Source organism: Alcaligenes sp. HNGD-HTN06, assembly GCF_049932565.1.
Lineage (GTDB): Bacteria > Pseudomonadota > Gammaproteobacteria > Burkholderiales > Burkholderiaceae_B > Alcaligenes > Alcaligenes ammonioxydans.
On record NZ_CP187782.1, the window covers coordinates 3,263,970 to 3,282,703 of the forward strand.

Genomic DNA, 18,734 nt, shown 5'->3' on the forward strand with positions numbered 1-18,734 from the left:
GCTCAACGGACTGTGCCGCCTCACTGCCAGCCCCATGTCATGGCGAAGCAGACCAGCCCCCCTTTACACCCCGCCCTCATAGCCTGCCTGCCGCCAGGCATCAAACACACAGACCGCCACCGCATTGGACAGGTTCAAACTACGCTGCCCAGCCAGCATGGGCAAACGAATCCGCTGCTCCTGAGGAAACAATGCAAGCTGTTCGGCCGACAAACCTGCAGTTTCACGACCAAACACAAACACATCACCCGGCTTGAAGCTTTGCTCCGCCAGCAAATGGCTGCCGCGCGTCGTCAGAGCAAAAGCCCGATCGGCCGCGGTGCCGGTGGCGCGCAACGCCTCTTCAAGGCTGTCATGCACCTTGACCTGGGCCCATTCGTGATAGTCCAAGCCGGCACGGCGCAGCTTGCTGTCCTCAAGCTCAAAGCCCAAAGGCCGTACCAGATGCAGGACACAGCCTGTATTGGCCGCCAGACGAATGACATTGCCCGTATTGGGAGGAATCTCGGGCGAAACCAGGACGATATGAAACATGAAGAACCCAAAAAAACACAGAAAAGCCGCCAGCTGGCGACGCAACAGAAAAGACTAGAACCTCGTTGACTTCCAGGGCGCCCGGGCCGCGACCAGGGCATACACCGGGCCGGCGCCGGCCACACGACAGGCACGCGCCAGTGCATCCAGCGTGGCCCCCGTCGTCAACACATCATCGATGAGCAGCACGGCACGCCCGTCAAGCGGCTCCAGCACCTGAAAAGCACCCCGCATGGCTTGCCTGCGAGCCTGACGCCCCAGAAACTTCTGGGCCACGTCCTGACGTGGCGACAATGCGACGACATGCAGACATGCCGCTAAACCCAAACGACGCGCTACGCGCTGAGCCAGCACGGCTGCCGGGTTAAAACCCCGACGGCGCAAGGCGTCGCGTTGTGAGGGAACCGCTATGACCCGACACCCATCATCCAGTGCTGGCCCGTAACGGCGCCATTGCTGCAACATCAATTCCGCCAGCACCGCTGCCACCTCCAGCCGACGGGAAATTTTAAACGCATGAATCAACATATCGCCAGGATGTTCATAGTCAAACCCGGCCACGGTGGCTTGCAAGGAAAATTGCCCCGCTCCGCAATCCGGGCAGGCCAGCAAGGCCAGGGGCGGCAAGGCCAGCGCACACCGTGGGCATCGCAAGTCATGAACCGGCCTGAGCAGGGCGTGACGACACCAGGGACACAGCGCCCCGCTTGGTGAACGCAAGCCACACAGCATGCAGGGGCGGGCCAGCAGGGGAAGCCCTACAAGACGATGGAGCGACTCGCGCCCGAACTGGGGATGCGCCATAATAGATCATTACCTTTCAGAGCCAGGCTGATCCGATCACAGCACAAGCTCCTGATCCAAGCCAGCAACGTCCGCGCAATTATGTCCCAGTTACCTTCTTTGCCTATCAACTCCGCCCACGTCGAGCAGCAATTCAATCGCCGCGCTCCCCTGGATCACGCTCAGTTTCTCTACGGTGAAGTCGCCCAGCGGATGTTGTCCCGGCTGGCCTTGGTACGGTTACAGCCCACGCATATTCTGGATGCAGGCTGTGGCGCCAGCCACGCGCTCGAACCGTTACGCTCACGCTATCCGGACATGAAATACACCGGTCTGGATCGCAGCGCGAAGTTGCTGGACGTGGCTCGCGAGCGTTACCAGTCCAAACCCAGCCTTTGGCAGAAACTGCGCAATCAGCCTACCCCGGCTGCCAGCTGGATTCAGGCTGATATGGCCGATACCGGCCTACCGGCTGAAAGCCAGGAACTGATCTGGTCGAATATGGCCCTGCACTGGCACCCCGAGCCCCATCGGGTACTGGCCGAATGGAATCGTCTGCTCAAACCTGAAACGCTGGTGATGTTCTCCTGCCTGGGGCCCGGTTCTTTTGCCGAACTGCGCAGCGCCATGGAGCAGGCAGACCTGGGCACCAGAACGCTGGAATTCGTGGACATGCACGACTTTGGTGATCTGCTGCTGGAAAGCGGCTTTGCCGATCCTGTCATGGATCAGGAACTCGTCACCCTTACGTACCGCAGCGCCGAGAAACTGCTCGATGATCTGCGCCTGCTGGGCGGCAACCCGCACCCTCAGCGCAAGGCTAGCCTGAGCACCTTGACCTGGCGTCAGCGTCTGCTCAATGCGCTGGAAAAGCAGCGCCACATGGACGGAACCCTGCACCTGAGCCTGGAAATAGCGTACGGACATGCCTGGCGTGCCCGCAGTCGCCGCAGCACTCATGGAGAGGTGAGCGTACCCATCTCCACCATCAGCCGCCGTCCCAAGCCTCAGGAATAGGCGGCACCTCCAAGCCCGTTCCAAGGATGGGCAAGCAGATGGGCCCTCTCTGACAAAAAAATGGTTTAGGGGTACACTTTTGCGGTTAGCCAAGCTGGCTAACAATGTTCTCAGGGCGGGGTGCAAGTCCCCACCGGCGGTAATGGCACAGCCTAGCCCGCGAGCGCCTGGCCTTGTGTCAGGGACAGCAGACCCGGTGTGATTCCGGGGCCGACGGTATAGTCCGGATAAAGAGAGAACGGGATATCTTCACCCCTGTACAGGAGCCATCCTGTTGGGGGCTTGAGCTGTCCTGCTTCCTGCATGCCCTGTTTTTGTTGTCATAAAACAGGAAACCAACATGAACAGCATTACCCCAGCCAATCGTCTGGCCCCTCGCATCGCTTTTATTCAAGCTTGCTGGCACAAGGACATTGTGGATCAGGCCCGCCAGGGCTTTATCGACGAAGTCACCTCCTTGGGCCATGACAGCAGCCTGATCGACTTCTTTGAAGTAGGCGGTGCTTTTGAAATCCCGCTACATGCACAGCGTCTGGCCCAATCGGGACAATACGCGGCGATTGTAGCGGCGGGCCTGGTCGTAGATGGTGGCATCTATCGCCACGACTTTGTGGCCACCGCAGTCATTCAGGGCTTGATGCAAGTGCAGCTCAGCACTAATGTGCCTGTGTTTTCAGTCGTGCTGACTCCGCACCACTTCCATGATGGCAAGGAGCACCACGATTACTTCCATCGTCACTTTGTGATCAAGGGCCAGGAAGCGGCCCGCACGTGTCTGGATACCGTCGCCAAGTTGCAGTCCCTGCCTGTGGCACAGGTCGCCGCGCTCTAAACGACAAGGCGGCCTGTCAGGCCGCCCCACCATCCCCCCCCGGCCCGCTGCTCCTGGCAGCGTCGGGACAGACTCAAACCCTGTCGACCCCTATTGGGGCACGGCCCGTCTCAAGACTGGTTACGCTTGCGCGACGAGTCGATACCCAGCTGTTTGAGTTTGCGGTACAAGTGGGTTCGCTCCAGACCGGTACGCTCGGACACGCGAGTCATGCTGTGATTTTCACGGCGCAGATGATATTCAAAATAAATGCGCTCGAACTCGTCACGCGCTTCACGCAAGGGCAAATCCAGGGAAATGCTGCCCAACTGGGACTCATCCTGCTCGACCTCGGGTACGGTCATGGCAGGGGCCATGCCAGGCGCCATCGGCGCTGCCTCAGGACGACGCTCCCCACCCTGCACCACCGGACGAGCTGCCGCTGCCAATGTCTTGGGCGCAACGGTACGCTCCAGACCGGAAGCAACGGTCTTGAGCAAACGCTGCATGGTGATTGGCTTTTCCAGGAAATCCACTGCACCGATACGGGTGGCTTCCACCGCCGTATCCACCGTGGCGTGGCCGCTCATCATGACCACCGGCATATCCAGCAAGCCTTGGGAAGCCCACTCTTTGAGCAGACTGACACCGTCTGTGTCTGGCATCCAGATATCCAGCAAGACCAGATCGGGGCGGCCCCGCAAGCGTGCCTCGCGAGCCTGGGCGGCATTCTCTGCCAATTGCACGGTATGTCCTTCGTCGTAAAGAATTTCCGACAAAAGTTCCCGAATGCCGATTTCGTCATCAACTACCAGAATTCTGGCCATAAAACGTCACCTACGTGATTTTTACGCATTATCGTTTGCTCGCCGCCCAGAGTCCAGACGAATATGCTGGCCAGCAAGCCGGGTAAAGAGGATGGAAATGCGAGCCCCCCCCTCACGGCGATTGGAAACATCGATTCTGCCGCCGTGCTCCTCGATGATTTTCTTAACTATAGCAAGTCCCAGACCCGTGCCGGTGGGCTTGGTGGTTACGTATGGTTCAAAAACACGCACCAGCATCTGCGGATCAAAACCCGGCCCGTTATCTGAGACCACAAAACTGACCGTCGTAGCCGAGTCGGAACCTTCTACGCCTGCAATCATGGTTTTAACAAATACATGCGCCTGGTCAAGTGATTGATCCTGGGCAGCAGCTTCCCGAGCATTGGCCAGCAGATTATGAATAACCTGACGCAACTGTGTGGGGTCCCCCAGGACCATCGGCAAATCCGGGTCCAGTTCCACGTCAATCGCCACACTGTAACCGTCGTCCCGAACCATGCCTTCTTCCGGGTCCCAACCATATAAAGTCAGCACTTCGGTAATCAGCTCGTTCAGATTCAAAGCCTGCATCTGAGTGGCGGGCTTGCGGGCATACTCACGAAAATCCTCCACCATCTTTTTCAGGGAGGCAACCTGGTTGACGATGGTATTGGTGTAGCGCAGCAGCATGGCCGCATGCACCTCGTCCAATTGCGATTCCAGCTTCATGGCCAGACGTTCGGCAGACAGCTGAATAGGCGTTAAGGGGTTTTTGATCTCGTGCGCCAGGCGTCGGGCCACTTCGCTCCAGGCCACCAGACGGCTGGCAGAAATCACGTCAGTAATGTCATCAAACACCACCAGATAACCCGTGGGCTGGCCGTCGACCCGCAGCAAGGTGCCCCGAGCCAAAACGGTGACGATAGTATCACGCGCCTCATTGCCTTCTTTCATGTCCAGCTCAAACTGCTGCTGCCAATAAGGATGATCGGACCCCATGGCCTGATGCGTGGAAAACGCTTCGCGTATGACGGATGCAAACGTCAGCGCTCCGTCCAAGGTCTCCAGCGGGCGACCTTTTATGGAGCGCAAATCCACTTGCAGGATTCGTTGCGCCCCTTGGTTGAACATGGTCACGCGAAACATTTCGTCAAAGGCCAACACCCCGCTGGACAGATTGCTGAGCACTGACTCCAGATACATATTGGAGCGCTCCAGCTGCAAGCGATTTTTCTCGACCATGCGGCGCGCCTCATCCAGTTGCCGGGTCATGGCATTGAACGAGCGGGTCAACTGGCCGACCTCGTCCTTGGCGGGCGGTTCAGGCAAGGCCCGGTAATCCCCCACCCCTACCGCCTGCGTCCCGGCAGCCAGCGTCAGCAATGGGCGCGTCAGACGGCGAGACAGGGCCAGGGCTGCAGCCACAGCGGTAAACACCGCCAGAATCAAGGCCAGTGTCAAGGTGATGCCGTAGAGCTTGCGCAAGCCCTGACGGGACAAAGCAAGCTCCTGATAATCCCGAAACCCCTGCTGGACCTGGTTGGCATTACGGGCGATCTTGTCGGGCACAGGCTGGATCACCTGCAGCCAACGCGAGTCCGCCGTACCGCTCAGGCTTGCTGTAAAACGGTTGGGATCGGCCAGCGGCAGCACCGCCCGCAAACGCAAGCCGGTCGACTCTGCCGGCACACCCCCCTCGTCCAGGCCATTGTCATGTACCGGGGCATCATCATCCACTTCAGCCGCCGCGTAACGACCCGAAATACGCAACTGATTCATCACGCTGGAAGGGGGCATGTCCGGTAGCAAGGTGTCATACCGTGAGGACGAAAAGGCAATCAAGCGGCCATTGCCAGAAAACACCATGGCTTCGGTCACACCGCTGTTTTCCCGCAATGAGATCAGCAGACTGCTGTACTGGGCGCTATCGGCTTTATTCAGCGCCGCCACCATTTCCTGGGCGCGGCCTTCCAGCTCGCTGAGCTGCGAATCCAGAGCCGCCCGCCCCAGACTCAGCCCTGACTCCAAGGCCGAATCCACTCGTACGTTGAACCAGGACTCGATCGAGCGCGACATGAACTGCACCGAGAGCAGATAGATCAGCGCACCCGGAATAATCCCGATCAGTGTGAAATAAAAAGCAAAGCGCGCCGTCATGCGGGCCCCAAACTGGCGCCTGCGTATTTGCCTGAACAGGCGAATCGTCAGCATCAGCACCCAGGAAATCAGGGTGGCCGCCAGCACGCCGTTGAGCACCAGCAACAGATCATATTGCTGTGCGTAGCGCGAGGCGTTGCCTGTTGACCAGACCAGCAGCGTAAACAGCGCTAACGCGCTGACTCCCGCTCCAAACAGAGCGGTACGCAAGATCCAGCGGATCAAGGTTGGGGCTCGTCGACGGAGACGGAAAAGGAAAAGGTTTTCCATGGGGTGGCCAATGTCCAGGCAGAACTATTGATGGCATCCACTTGAAAGGGGCGAGCCAGCAAGGAGGTATCCAGGCGCAGACGCACACGACCCTGGTATTCCTGGTCGCGGTCCAGATCCGCCACATAGGCAACTGCCCAGCCACGGATATGGCGCAGCATGGCCAGTGCATCATTCATGGAGGATTCGGGCAAAGACAGGTCCCCGGTTCCCACACGCCACTGTCGGGTTAACGCGTTATACACAACCCGCCAGGTTTGTTGTTCTTTAACAACATTTTTATCAAACCAATACCAACGGGGCTGAGCCAACTCAACTTCAACCGTGAAATACAGTGGCACCCCTTTCTCGGCAGCCGTCCGCAACTCCGGACTGAGTTCGAACTCGATATCCGCGTCGATATACAGCTTTTCGTCCCGAATATGGGGCTCGACCTTGACGACCCGCTCTCCCGACGTGGCAACCGGCACAATCGTATTGGCCGAGCTGAGCGCGCAGTTGAAAATCAGCAGAAAAGACAGGAAAACGCGCCACATCGTGATTAACCGCAAAAAGGACAAAGTCAGAGCCCTAATTGTGACAAGTCAAACCGGGCGCGTAAATAAGGCATAGAAAAAACCGTCGCCATCTGCCAGAGATCGTCCTGCAACGCCGGGCAAAATCTGGCCAGGAGAGTCCAAAAGCTGCGCCTCAGGATGACGGGCCAAAAACGCCTCGACCTGTTGCTGACCTTCGGCCGGAAAAATCGAGCAGGTCGAATACAACAAATGTCCACCTGCTCGCAACGTGGACCACAAGGCATCCAGTATAGAGCTTTGCAGACGGGCGGTATCGGCAATGTCCGACTCGCGGCGCAACCAGCGAATATCCGGGTGACGACGCACAATGCCCGATGCCGTACAAGGTACATCGGCCAAAATCGCATCAAAGGGCTGACCATCCCACCATTGGGCCGGACGCGCCGCATCACCCCGTTTCAATTGAACCTTGTCGCCGGCCAAACCCAGACGACGCAGGTTGTGATCCACACGCTCCAGACGCTCGCCGTCCGAGTCCAGGGCCAACAAGGAAACATCCGCCTGCTCCAGCAAATGAGCGGTCTTGCCACCCGGAGCCGCGCAAGCATCCAGCACGCGCATGCCATCCTTGACCGGCAAAAGCAGACCGGCTTGCTGAGCCGACCAGTCCTGCACCGACCACCAGCCCAGATCAAAACCCGGAATCGCCTGAACCGGCATGGCCTTATCCAAAGTCACCGCGCCAACTCCAGGACTGCTCGACGCAATCCCGGCTTCAGTTAGCACCGCCTGCAAACGCTCTACCGAACAACGGCGCTGATTAACACGCAGCGTCAATGGACCGGGGCGGTTGGCCGCTTGCAGCAAGGCTTCCCAATCACGCGGATACGCGCGACGCAATTCCTTGACCCACCAGCCGGGGTGATTCCAGCGTGCCTCGGGACGGCTCTCGACCTGAGACAAGATCATCTTGCGCTCGCGCGTGAAGCGGCGCAGCACGCCATTGACCAAACCCTTGGACAGACGCAGCGCAGCCTGACTGTCTGCCGCTCGCACCGCCTGATCCACCACGGTATGGACGGCATACACTGGCACATCCGGGCGATCCTCAAACGCCTGGGCATCCTCCTGCACCCGCATGGCCGTATCCAGCAAGGCCAGCGACACCATCAGCAGGGCATCCAGCCAGCTATTGCTGGGCTGGCGCGGCACCAGCGTGATACGAATCTGACGAGCGTGGCCCAAACGGCGCAGGACATGAAAGCTGACAGACTGCACGGCCGCACGCGCCGCGGCGGGCGTCGCGGCCAGGCTTTCAGTCAGGGATTTGCCGGCCAGCACGCCTTCAATATTGCGCGCGCTCAGCAGCATGACTTCGGACAGGGGCAAGGAGGGGGAAAGATGGGTGTCGGACACAGAACAACCGCTAGAAAAGAAAAATATGACTGCGACTGTAGCACTATTTACCGCATAAACCGGGCTCAAACACACAAGATCCGCACGCATCGGGGCACGGGACGGTAAAATCAAGCCTATTTCCCAATTTCGAGCCCTCAAGCTCCAGAAGGACCCTCTATGAGCGCCCCCAAAGTCGGATTCGTGAGCCTGGGTTGTCCCAAGGCCCTGGTCGATTCTGAACGTATTCTTACTCAACTGCGCACCGATGGCTATCAGATCACCCCCAGCTACGACAATGCTGACGTGGTGGTGGTCAATACCTGTGGCTTTATCGACAGCGCCAAGGCCGAATCGCTAGAAGCGATCGGCGAGGCACTGGCGGAGAACGGCCGCGTCATCGTCACCGGCTGCATGGGTGTGGACGAAGGACTGATTCGCGAGGTCCATCCCTCCGTGCTATCAGTCAGCGGCCCCCAGCAGTATGAGCAGGTATTGCGCGCCGTGCGTGAGGCCGCCCCGCCTTCGCTGGATCACAATCCTTATATTGATCTGGTGCCTCCGCAGGGCATCAAGCTGACCCCACGTCATTACGCCTATCTGAAAATTTCCGAAGGCTGCAACCACAGTTGCAGCTTCTGTATTATCCCTTCCATGCGTGGCAAGCTCGTCAGCCGCCCGGTAGGCGAGGTACTGGGCGAGGCCGAGCGTCTGGTCAAAGCCGGCGTCAAAGAACTGCTGGTCATCTCCCAAGATACCAGCGCCTACGGGGTGGATATCCGCCAGCGTACCGGCTTTTGGAATGGCCGCCCGGTCAAGAGCAGCATGGTGGAACTAAGCGCTGCCCTGTCCGAGCTGGGCGCCTGGGTGCGTCTGCACTACGTCTATCCCTATCCACACGTAGACAACATCATTCCCCTGATGGCCGAAGGCAAGGTGCTGCCCTACCTGGACATCCCTTTCCAGCACGCCAGCCCCTCGGTGCTGCGCGCGATGAAACGCCCTGCATTTGAGGACCGCACCCTCTCGCGTATCAAGCAGTGGCGCCAGGACTGCCCGGATCTGACCATACGCTCGACCTTCATCGTTGGTTTCCCCGGCGAAACAGAGGACGACTTCCAGTACCTGCTGGACTGGATGAGCGAGGCGCAACTGGATCGCGTGGGCTGTTTCCAGTATTCGCCCGTCGAAGGCGCACCGGCCAACAAACTCGATGGCATCGTCCCTGACGAGGTCAAACAAGAGCGCTGGGAACGCTTCATGGAACATCAGCAAGCCATCTCCACCGCTCGCCTGGCTGCCAAGGTAGGCCGCGAGATGGATGTACTGATCGATGAGATCGACGAGGACGGCGACGCCGTAGGCCGCTCCAGCGCCGACGCCCCCGAGATCGACGGCAACGTTTTCATCACCAGCGCACAAACCCTGGAACCCGGTCAAATGGTGCGCGTGCGCATTACCGACTCCAGTGAATATGACTTGTTTGGCGAACAGGTTTAAGCGCTGACCAGCCCCGATGGCTCAAGCAGGCCCGTGTCACTCTGATGACACGGGCGCTATACATCAAGCTGCCCTTAACCGTCCCGTACTCTTGCCCAACTGTCCCCGCCCCAACACCGGACATGGGCAGCCGGGCACCATTCCAAGGATCTGTCATGCCCGTCTACCAATTAGATCAACATGCCCCGCAAATTGACGACAGCAGCTTTGTTGCCGCCGAGGCAACACTGATTGGCAAGGTCGTACTGAAAGAGCACAGCAGTGTCTGGCCAGGTGCGGTCATTCGTGGCGATAACGAAACCATCACCGTAGGAGCAGGCTCCAACGTCCAAGAAGGTGCCGTCCTGCACACCGATCCGGGCTACCCGCTGACCATTGGCGACCATGTCACCATCGGCCACCAGGCCATGCTGCACGGCTGCACGATCGGTGAAGGCGCCTTGATCGGCATTCAGGCTGTGGTCTTGAACGGGGCCGTCATCGGTCGCGATAGTCTGGTGGGTGCCGGCGCGCTGGTCACTGAAGGCAAAGTCTTCCCTGAACGCAGCCTGATCATTGGCTCGCCCGCCAAAGCGGTGCGCACCCTCAGCGATGAAGACATTGCCAAGCTGCGTCAGAACGCCCAAGCCTACACAGAGCGCGCTGCGCACTACAAGACGGCGCTCAAGCACCAAGATTAACTCCTTCACCGTCATCTTATTGGAGACACATCCGATGACCCACAAGATTCTCGTGACCGGCGGAACCGGTTTCATCGGTTCCCACACCTGTCTTAAACTGATCGCCGACGGCTATCAGGTAGTTATATTAGACAATCTATCCAACAGTCAGGAAAGCGTACTGGACGCGCTTGAGCAGATCAGCGGCACCCGGCCCGAGTTCATCCACGGCGACATCCGAGACCGCATCCTGCTTAATCGCATTTTCCAAGAGCAAGACATTGCCGCCGTCATCCATTTCGCCGGTTTGAAGGCAGTCGGCGAATCCGTCTCTCAGCCGCTGAAGTACTACGACAATAACATTGCTGGCACCGTCGTCCTGATGCAGGCCATGCAACAGGCTGGCGTGCGCAGCCTAGTATTTTCGTCGTCGGCCACGGTCTACGGCGATCCGCAACAACTTCCTATTCCTGAAGACCACCCCCTTTCGGCAACCAATCCTTACGGCCACACCAAGCTGGTCCTGGAAGAAATCATGGGCAATGTCTACCGCAGCGAATCGGGCTGGCGCATTGGACTGCTGCGCTACTTCAATCCCGTGGGCGCACATCCATCCGGACTGATCGGTGAAGCCCCGCAGGGCGTGCCCAACAACCTGATGCCGTATGTCGCCCAAGTGGCTAGCGGGAAACGTGAGCAAGTCCAAGTCTTCGGCCAGGACTACGACACGCCTGATGGCACCGGGGTGCGCGACTACATCCACGTCATGGACCTGGCCCAGGGCCACGTCGCCGCCTTGCGCTACCTGCAAGATAACGAACCCGAATTGCTGGCTGTAAACCTGGGCACTGGCCGCGGCTACTCCGTACTGGAAATGATCCGGGCGTTCGCTCGGAGCAGCGGCCGCGACATCCCCTATACCATCGCACCACGCCGTCCAGGCGACATTGCCTCGTGCTGGGCCGACACACGGCTGGCCCGCGAAAAGCTGAACTGGACTGCGGACAAGGACATCCAGGAAATGTGTGATGATGCCTGGCGCTGGCAGTCGGGGCAGGCCTGACCCGTGCATGCGTGCCATCGCCATTGGCGATGGCACGTTGACAGATGGTTGATTTGCAAGGAAGAAAACGGGTCCTAGAATAAAGGTGTCAATCTAAAAACCACCCTCAGAGACAGATTCCCATGAAAACCTATCGCATCGGCCAGATCGTTCCCAGCTCCAACACCACGATGGAAACCGAGATTCCTGCCATGTTGCAGGCACGTTACGCCGAGTTTCCTGAAGAGCGCTTTACGTTCCACTCGTCGCGCATGCGCATGATGCACGTGAACCCCGAAGAACTGAAAGCCATGGACATTGCCAGCGACCGCTGCGCGGTTGAGCTGAGCGACGCCCGCATGAACGTGATGGCCTACGCCTGCCTGGTGGCTATCATGGCCCAAGGCGACGGCTACCACCGCGTCTCGCAAGAGCGTCTGCAGAACACCGTTAAAGACAACGGCGTGGACATTCCCGTGCTGAGCTCGGCCGGTGCCTTGGTCGATACCCTGAAAGAATTCGGCTACAAGAAAGTCTCCATCATCACGCCGTACATGAAGCCGCTGACCAAGCGCGTGGCCGACTACATCGAAGCAGAAGGCATCGAAGTTCAAGACTCCATCAGCCTGGAAGTGTCGGACAACCTGGAAGTGGGTCTGCTGAATCCAGAAAACCTGCTCGAGCACGTCAAACGTCTGAACCACGACGGCGTGGACGCCGTCATCCTGTCCGCTTGCGTGCAGATGCCTTCCCTGCCTGCCATTCAGCGTGCCCAGGACCAGATCGGCAAACCCGTTCTGTCCGCCGCAGTGTGTACCGTGTACCAGATGCTCAAGACACTGGGTCTGGAAACCCGCGTTCCCAACGCAGGCCACATCCTGTCAGGCGTCAAGCCACAAGCCTGATCCAGCCAGCCTGGTGACGCACAACCCTGTCGACCTTACATCGGCAGGGTTTTTTTATGCCTGATCAGTTTTCAACAGAGGGGCATGCCCCCATGAGGATGAACACTCCAGCGCACGCGGTCACCTAAACGCGCGGCTTGCCCACCACCGCCGCTAAGGAACGTCTTGAAGGCCGCAGCTTATGCAGACATGCTGAAAAAAACGATATGATGCCAGCATGAAACTGGACCTTCTGACCCTCAAACTATTTGTCCGAATACTGGAAGAAGGCACGATCAGCCAGGCGGCTGAACGTGAGCACATTGCCGCCGCCGCGGTCAGCCGCCGCATCGCGGATCTGGAACAGTCTCTGAACACGACCTTGCTGCTGCGCACCAACAAAGGGGTCAGCCCAACCGCCGCAGGTCTGGAGTTGTTGTACCGCTCCCGGGCGCTGCTCAATAGTGCGCAGGAAATCGAAACCCGCCTGCAGGCCTTCTCACAAGGCCTGCAAGGTTTGGTCCATATTCTGGCCAATACCTCCGCCATCTCACAATTTCTGGCTGAACCGCTGGGCGAATTCGGGCGTCAACATCCGGCGATTGCCCTGCAACTGGAAGAACAAACCAGCCTGGACATTATTCGCGCCCTGTCAGAGGGCAAAGCAGACCTGGGAGTGTTTACCCGCCTGCCTTACGCCGCCGATATCCAGGCCTATCCGTTTCGCAGTGACAAGCTGGTGGTACTGGCGCCCATCCATCATCCTTTGGCCAGGCACGAGAAAGTACGTTTTGAGCAGACTCTGGAACATGAGCAGATCACGTTGCTAAGCGGAACACAGCTGCATTACCAGATCACCAAAACCGCCATGGAGGCCAACCGCTCCGTGCGCATTCGTACCGAAGTATCGGGCTACGACGCCATGTGCCTGTTGATCAACGCCGGAATGGGGATTGGCATCTTGCCACGCAAGAGCGCCAGCATTTACCAGATCCCCAATACACGCATGATTGAACTGGACGAAACGTGGAGCCAACGGGAAATTCTGATTGGAGTACGTCGGCGCGATGATCTGCAGCCCAGCGCTGAAACCTTGCTGAGCTTTCTGCTGGACAGCAGTACCTGAGCACGAGCTCTCTGGAGGCAGCAGCAATCTGTGCCCGACAGGCGGTCAAACTGCCACCCCGTCATGGGCAGGTCCGAAGCCCCTGGCATTTAGCTCAGTACGCTGCCCCTGGCTGAGCAACAGGCACGGCAATCTCATCCTTGAACTGACTCAGCAACACCGTAGCGGCTTGCCGCAGCAACACGGCGTCCACGCCGACGGCGACAAACAGGGCTCCCAAGGACAGGTAGCGATGCGCAGCCTGAACATCCGCCTGCAAAATACCCGGCGCCTTTCCCGCCTGACGTATACGTACAATTGCCTCTTCAATCGCCGCCAGAACCGCCGGATGTCCTGGTTCGGTCAAATAGCCCATGCTGGCGGCCAGATCAGCCGGACCAATAAAAACCCCGTCCACGCCTTCCACCGCCAAAATCTCATCCAGGTTTTCCAGGGCTTGCCGTGTTTCAACCTGGCATAGCACGCACATTTCCTGATTGGCCCGCTCCAGATAATCAGACGTGGCCCCCCAGCGGGCCGCGCGAGCCAAGGCAGCACCCACACCCCGGATACCATGGGGCGGATAGCGAACCGCCGCCACGGCCGCCCGGGCTTGCTCGGCATCCTGCACCATGGGAATCAGCAGGTTCTGAGCCCCTATGTCCAGCAGCATCTTGATCTGCACGGGATCATTCCAGCTGGGACGGACAATCGGCGCGATCGGGTGGGCCGCGACCGCCTGCAACTGCGCCAGCAAGGTCTGCACCGTGTTGGGAACGTGCTCGCCATCGAGCAAGATCCAGTCGTACCCCAGGCCAGCACACAAATCCGCCACGTACGGGCTGGCCAAGCCATGCCACAAACCGATCTGTGGCCTGCCTTGCTGCATAGCCTGCTTGAATGTATTGACCGGATGCATCCTATCTCTCCTTGTGGTCTGCGTGGGCATCAAACAAGCAGTGTAGAACGCACACGGGTAAAATGAACGTGAACACGAGGTTTATGTCCGGTACGTCATCGTCCATGGACGGCAGATGAAAGACAAAAAAAGGCCCCACACCGGGGCCTTTTCAAGGCAAGACAACAGGCGGTGCTACAAAGCCTGCCCAACCTGTTTGACCAACTCGCCAAAACGGGGCGTCGTGCGGTCTCGTGGGCGAGGCAGGTCCACCTCGATCCGAGCACTGACCCCTGCCGGACTGCCTCCCAGCACGATAATGGTATCGGCCAAAAAGACAGCTTCATCAATGTCATGCGTCACAAATAACACGGCCGCTGAACTACGCTGCCACACCTGCACCAGCTCATCCTGCAAAGCCTGACGGGTCAAGGCATCGACCGCCGAAAAAGGCTCGTCCATGAGCAGTAAATCAGGCTGTACGGCCAGAGCACGAGCGATACCCACCCGCTGCACCTGCCCACCCGACAATTGATGCGGCCAACGGTCTTTCAGGTGGGCCAGCCCTACCTGATTCAAGGCCGCCTCAACTCGCTGCTCGCGCTCCTGACGCGACAGCCCCAGACCTTCCAGCCCATACGCCACATTTGAAGCAATGCGTCGCCAGGGCAGCAGGCGGCTGTCCTGAAAGACAAACGCATTGGCGCGCCGACCGGGGCTATCGTGCAGATTGGAGCGCAAATGTCCGAAGCTGGGTTGGCTCAAACCAGCAGCAGCCCGCAACAAGGTGCTTTTGCCAACACCGGAGCCACCCACAATCGCCACAAAATGCCCGGCCTGAACATCCAGGTTCACATCACGGATCACCGGCGCCGGCGCACCGGGGTATTGAAAACCAAATCCCTGGAACTGAATCAAGGCTGCCACTGAAGTACCCATTTGTTAAAAGTCAGAAATAGCATGTCGCACAAGGTGTAAACCACCGAGATGATCAGCATGTAGACCACGACCGCATCGTAAGCCCCTACCCCGGCTGCGGCATTCATTTCCTGTCCCATGCCAGGAACACCCAGCAGCTCGGCTGCAATCAGCGTCATCCATGCCTGTCCGATGCCGGCGCGCACGCCGCTGAGCAATCCGGGGCTGATGGCAGGTAAAACTACCGTCCAGGCGCGGGAGAAATAAGAGTGGTGCCCGAAGGCAGCCGCCAATTCGTAATAGCGTGGATCTACCGAGCGCACAGCACTATACGTGGCAAAGTAGTTCAGCCAGAACACGCCAATAGCGATTACGAAAGCCGCCCCGGTATGGCTAACCTTGAACCAGGCAATCGCAAACACCACCCAGGCCAGTGGCGGGATGGGACGCAGCAGACGCACCAGGTAAGCCTGCAACAAGTCAAAGCGATGGATGGTTGCCGCAGCCAGACCAAACCCAATCCCCAGGATGGTGCCAATGCCCAAGCCCCAGAAATAATGCACCAGACTGGACTGGGCAGCGGGCCATAAGCGACCCGACTCCAGCTCAGCCACCAAGGCCGAAGGCAAGACCAGCGGATCGGGCAAGGTGCCGCGCGGCGCCCAGTCCAGAACATACGCCAGGCGCCAGACCAGGATGAACAAGGCCAGGCCCGCCAGACCATACACGACCCGCTCCAACCCGCGGCGCCACAAGGCATCCGCCCAGGCTCCCGCAGCCGGCGCGGATTGCGCGGGCAGACTGGCTTGTTTGACGGCGCTCATTACTGAACCGCCTTTTGGAAGAAACGGGTATCAAACAAGCCCTGGACATCGTCCAGCTTGGTACCCAAGGTCCCCAGCGACGCCTGAAAATCTTGCAACTCGCCCGTCGCCTTGATGATCTTGCCCGGATCCGCCTGGAACTGGTCGTGCGAGCGCTCGATCGCACCCTGCACCACGTCCTTGGGCAGACGGCCGCCCCCGACGTATTTCTGCACATAAGGCGTGGCCTTGGCAGGGTCATCGCGCAACAAAGCCGTGGAGCGCACCTGCGCATTAACCATATGCTGCACCAGATCAGGCTTGGACTGGATCAGTGACTCGCGCACCAGCAACACAGCGCCCGGCTGATTGGGAAACAGCTGCGCCCCTTGCGCCAGCACCTTGGCATCGGACTGGCGCTTCAGGATCTGACTGACCGTAGGCTCGAGAATCGCCGCGGCATCCACCGCCTGGTTGCTCAAGGCCTGCTGAATCTGCGCCTCGCCTTGATAGATAAGCTCAACGGCGTCAGCCGGCAGCTTGACCACATTACGCAGCCAATACTGCAAAGCCGCCTCCGGTACGGCGCCCTTGGGGTAGCTGGCAATCATGGGCTTGCGGCCCTTTTCCTGGGTAAATCGGGCTACCGCCACTGCAAAATCAGGCTCATCGCCATCGAAGTAGTTCGCCAGCTCGCCGATGGCCAACACATTGACCTGCTCCACAATATTGGAGGCAACCACCTTGATGTCAGCGCCCTTGGCCTTGGCCACCAACGCTGGGCCAATGCCCACATAGGCGACATCCAGTTGGCCTGCGATCAGCGCCTGCGTCAGCGCCGGTCCGCTCTGGAACAACACCAGCTTGGGCGCAGGCTCGTCTTCCGGCAGCAAATCGCCGGACTCCAGCCCCACAAACAGCTGAGCGGCAGGCAAAATAGGCAGATAGCCGATTTCTAGGGGCTGCTCGGCAGCATGCACAGGCAGGACAGCGGACAAAGCCAGTACGCTGGCGGCTACATAACGAAAAAGCATTAGAAACTCGAAAAACAGGCCAAAATTGAAGCATAAACCTGTTGGTGAGACCTATCTTTATTAGTTAATAACCTCAAGAAATAATAAACCTTGCTGGTCGCAGGGAAACACTCGCTATACTTATTGATAGCCTACATATAGAAACAATATTCAAGGCGCATCACAGGTCGTCCCATGCAGTGTTTTTTAATCACTTGTCCATGTCGCCATGCCCTCACTCTCCAAACATCACATCGCCCTGATTGTCCCTTGCTATAACGAAGAAGCGGCTATCGCCACTGTCATACAAGACTTTCAGAGAGCCATTCCGTCTATTTCCATTTATGTTTTTGACAATAACTCCACAGATCGGACTCAAGAGGTAGCGCGTTCAGCCGGCGCCACGGTATTTCAAGTTCAAAAGAAGGGCAAAGGCAATGTCGTGCGCCGCATGTTTGCAGATATCGACGCCGACTACTACATCATGGTCGATGGAGACGCGACCTATGACGCCTCATGCGCCGGCGACATGGTGAACCGCCTGATTGCGGACAACCTGGACATGCTGGTGGGGTGCCGCACGGATGGCGGCGAAAAAGACAATTATCGGCGCGGCCACCGTTTCGGTAATCGTCTGCTGACCGGCTCGGTCAAGAATATTTTCGGCGGCGAATTCACTGACATGCTGTCGGGCTATCGGGTCTTTTCCCGTCGCTACGTCAAATCCTTTCCCAGCCTGTCCGTGGGCTTCGAAATCGAAACCGAACTGACGGTCCATGCCCTGGAAATGGCTATGCCCTATGGAGAAATGGACACGACCTATGGGGCTCGCCCCGAGGGATCCGCCAGCAAGCTGTCGACCTATCGCGACGGGATACGCATACTGCGCACCATAGGGCGGCTGTACATGTTCGAGCGTCCCCTGGCGTGCTTTAGCCTCATCAGCGTTCTGTTGGCACTGCTGGCACTGATCCTGGCGACCCCCTTGCTGATCGATTACCTGGACAACGGAATGGTTCCCCGGCTCCCGACGGCCATATTGGCCACGGGTCTAGCCATTGTCAGCCTGCTGATGTTCGTAGCCGGCATCATTCTGGATTCACTGACTCGCGCGCGCCGGGAGATGCGACGCTTCGCTTATCTCGCCGTTCCATTGCACAGGACACCCAAGCGCGATGCCCAGGCTTAAGGAACTGTTTTTTTTCGGACTCGCCGGCACAGCAGGCTTTCTGATCGACAGTGCGGTGTTGTATGCGCTAAAAGGCGCCATGGGCCTTTACCTGGCCCGCGCCGTCTCGTTTCTGTGCGCAGTGCTGGGAACATGGCTCATCAATCGCAACCTGACCTTTCATCACCGCTCATCCAAATTGTCCTTAGGTCAGGAATTCATCCGTTACTTGACGATGATGCTATTGGGCGGCGCCGTCAACTATTTGGCCTATGCCCTGTCCATCCACTATCTGCCCACGGTTCGGGACTATCCAATCCTGGGTGTGGCCTTGGGCAGCCTGGCGGGCATGGTCGTCAACTATCTACAAATGAAACTGTTGCTGTTCAAGGCCCATCATGCCGATCATCGCTAGACTTTCTGTAAAACAGGCGATGCCGCTCTGGGCGCAAA

The 18,734-nt window shown here is 58.5% G+C and carries 19 protein-coding genes and 1 riboswitch; of the genes, 9 read left to right on the forward strand and 10 right to left on the reverse strand.

What is annotated here, in order from left to right:
- Nucleotides 1-63: 63 nt before the first annotated feature.
- Nucleotides 64-534 carry a tRNA (cytidine(34)-2'-O)-methyltransferase gene (locus ACOZ42_RS14930; RefSeq protein WP_003802159.1) on the reverse strand — a complete coding sequence of 157 codons (471 nt, stop codon included), beginning with the start codon at nucleotides 532-534 and terminating at the stop codon, nucleotides 64-66.
- 54 nt (nucleotides 535-588) lie between these two features.
- Nucleotides 589-1,338, reverse strand: a complete 750-nt coding sequence (locus ACOZ42_RS14935; protein ID WP_080584980.1) for a ComF family protein — start codon at nucleotides 1,336-1,338, stop codon at nucleotides 589-591.
- Between the two features lie 81 nt (nucleotides 1,339-1,419).
- Here ACOZ42_RS14935 and ACOZ42_RS14940 point away from each other — a divergent pair, with 81 nt between their 5' ends.
- Together ACOZ42_RS14940 and ACOZ42_RS14945 are read left to right on the forward strand one after the other, a co-directional pair.
- Nucleotides 1,420-2,334 (forward strand): methyltransferase domain-containing protein, encoded by a 915-nt coding sequence (locus ACOZ42_RS14940; protein WP_003802163.1) that lies wholly within the window; start codon nucleotides 1,420-1,422, stop codon nucleotides 2,332-2,334.
- A gap of 102 nt (nucleotides 2,335-2,436) precedes the next feature.
- Nucleotides 2,437-2,578, forward strand: a riboswitch (FMN riboswitch).
- Between the two features lie 96 nt (nucleotides 2,579-2,674).
- Nucleotides 2,675-3,166 carry a 6,7-dimethyl-8-ribityllumazine synthase gene (locus tag ACOZ42_RS14945; RefSeq protein WP_003802166.1) on the forward strand — a complete coding sequence of 164 codons (492 nt, stop codon included), beginning with the start codon at nucleotides 2,675-2,677 and terminating at the stop codon, nucleotides 3,164-3,166.
- Nucleotides 3,167-3,276: 110 nt separating this feature from the next.
- On the opposite strand, the gene ACOZ42_RS14950 is transcribed toward ACOZ42_RS14945, so the two are convergent.
- The 4 genes from ACOZ42_RS14950 to rsmB are packed head-to-tail and all read right to left on the reverse strand — an operon-like array spanning nucleotide 3,277 to nucleotide 8,267.
- On the reverse strand, nucleotides 3,277-3,972 hold the full coding sequence (locus tag ACOZ42_RS14950; protein ID WP_003802167.1) for a response regulator: 696 nt from the start codon (nucleotides 3,970-3,972) through the stop codon (nucleotides 3,277-3,279).
- Nucleotides 3,973-3,993: 21 nt separating this feature from the next.
- On the reverse strand, nucleotides 3,994-6,330 hold the full coding sequence (locus tag ACOZ42_RS14955) for a sensor histidine kinase (protein WP_165477574.1): 2,337 nt from the start codon (nucleotides 6,328-6,330) through the stop codon (nucleotides 3,994-3,996).
- Complete coding sequence (locus ACOZ42_RS14960) at nucleotides 6,330-6,914, reverse strand: DUF4390 domain-containing protein (RefSeq protein WP_003802169.1); 585 nt, start codon at nucleotides 6,912-6,914, stop codon at nucleotides 6,330-6,332. The genes ACOZ42_RS14955 and ACOZ42_RS14960 overlap by 1 nt, the downstream gene beginning before the upstream one ends.
- Nucleotides 6,915-6,962: 48 nt before the next feature.
- Nucleotides 6,963-8,267 carry a 16S rRNA (cytosine(967)-C(5))-methyltransferase RsmB gene (rsmB, locus tag ACOZ42_RS14965; RefSeq protein ID WP_426345858.1) on the reverse strand — a complete coding sequence of 435 codons (1,305 nt, stop codon included), beginning with the start codon at nucleotides 8,265-8,267 and terminating at the stop codon, nucleotides 6,963-6,965.
- A gap of 204 nt (nucleotides 8,268-8,471) precedes the next feature.
- Between rsmB and rimO the strand changes: the two genes are divergently transcribed.
- The 5 genes from rimO (at nucleotide 8,472) to ACOZ42_RS14990 (ending at nucleotide 13,502) form a co-directional block, all read left to right on the forward strand.
- Entirely contained in the window at nucleotides 8,472-9,791 is a 1,320-nt protein-coding gene (rimO, locus tag ACOZ42_RS14970; RefSeq protein ID WP_059318213.1) for a 30S ribosomal protein S12 methylthiotransferase RimO, read from the forward strand.
- A 155-nt stretch (nucleotides 9,792-9,946) separates the two neighbouring features.
- The gene (locus ACOZ42_RS14975; RefSeq protein ID WP_240209457.1) at nucleotides 9,947-10,471 is read left to right on the forward strand and encodes a gamma carbonic anhydrase family protein; all 525 of its coding nucleotides are present in this window, start codon (nucleotides 9,947-9,949) and stop codon (nucleotides 10,469-10,471) included.
- 34 nt (nucleotides 10,472-10,505) lie between these two features.
- The gene (gene galE / locus ACOZ42_RS14980; protein ID WP_240209458.1) at nucleotides 10,506-11,513 is read left to right on the forward strand and encodes a UDP-glucose 4-epimerase GalE; all 1,008 of its coding nucleotides are present in this window, start codon (nucleotides 10,506-10,508) and stop codon (nucleotides 11,511-11,513) included.
- A 122-nt stretch (nucleotides 11,514-11,635) separates the two neighbouring features.
- On the forward strand, nucleotides 11,636-12,397 hold the full coding sequence (locus ACOZ42_RS14985; protein WP_003802175.1) for a maleate cis-trans isomerase family protein: 762 nt from the start codon (nucleotides 11,636-11,638) through the stop codon (nucleotides 12,395-12,397).
- Nucleotides 12,398-12,614: 217 nt separating this feature from the next.
- On the forward strand, nucleotides 12,615-13,502 hold the full coding sequence (locus tag ACOZ42_RS14990; protein WP_003802176.1) for a LysR substrate-binding domain-containing protein: 888 nt from the start codon (nucleotides 12,615-12,617) through the stop codon (nucleotides 13,500-13,502).
- Between the two features lie 94 nt (nucleotides 13,503-13,596).
- On the opposite strand, the gene hpaI is transcribed toward ACOZ42_RS14990, so the two are convergent.
- From hpaI to ACOZ42_RS15010, 4 genes are all read right to left on the reverse strand, one after another.
- On the reverse strand, nucleotides 13,597-14,400 hold the full coding sequence (hpaI, locus tag ACOZ42_RS14995; RefSeq protein ID WP_426345313.1) for a 4-hydroxy-2-oxoheptanedioate aldolase: 804 nt from the start codon (nucleotides 14,398-14,400) through the stop codon (nucleotides 13,597-13,599).
- A 174-nt stretch (nucleotides 14,401-14,574) separates the two neighbouring features.
- Nucleotides 14,575-15,318: an ABC transporter ATP-binding protein gene (locus ACOZ42_RS15000; RefSeq protein WP_230406214.1), complete on the reverse strand. Its 744-nt coding sequence runs from the start codon at nucleotides 15,316-15,318 to the stop codon at nucleotides 14,575-14,577.
- A complete protein-coding gene (locus ACOZ42_RS15005) occupies nucleotides 15,294-16,121 on the reverse strand; it encodes an ABC transporter permease (RefSeq protein ID WP_426345314.1) in 828 nt (275 codons plus the stop codon). Before ACOZ42_RS15005 ends, ACOZ42_RS15000 begins: the two co-directional genes overlap by 25 nt.
- Nucleotides 16,121-17,134 carry an ABC transporter substrate-binding protein gene (locus ACOZ42_RS15010; protein WP_426345315.1) on the reverse strand — a complete coding sequence of 338 codons (1,014 nt, stop codon included), beginning with the start codon at nucleotides 17,132-17,134 and terminating at the stop codon, nucleotides 16,121-16,123. The genes ACOZ42_RS15005 and ACOZ42_RS15010 overlap by 1 nt, the downstream gene beginning before the upstream one ends.
- A 208-nt stretch (nucleotides 17,135-17,342) precedes the next feature.
- Here ACOZ42_RS15010 and ACOZ42_RS15015 point away from each other — a divergent pair, with 208 nt between their 5' ends.
- Together ACOZ42_RS15015 and ACOZ42_RS15020 are read left to right on the forward strand one after the other, a co-directional pair.
- A complete protein-coding gene (locus ACOZ42_RS15015; protein ID WP_426345316.1) occupies nucleotides 17,343-18,302 on the forward strand; it encodes a glycosyltransferase family 2 protein in 960 nt (319 codons plus the stop codon).
- Nucleotides 18,289-18,696: a GtrA family protein gene (locus ACOZ42_RS15020; RefSeq protein WP_426345317.1), complete on the forward strand. Its 408-nt coding sequence runs from the start codon at nucleotides 18,289-18,291 to the stop codon at nucleotides 18,694-18,696. Before ACOZ42_RS15015 ends, ACOZ42_RS15020 begins: the two co-directional genes overlap by 14 nt.
- The last annotated feature ends 38 nt before the right edge of the window (nucleotides 18,697-18,734 follow it).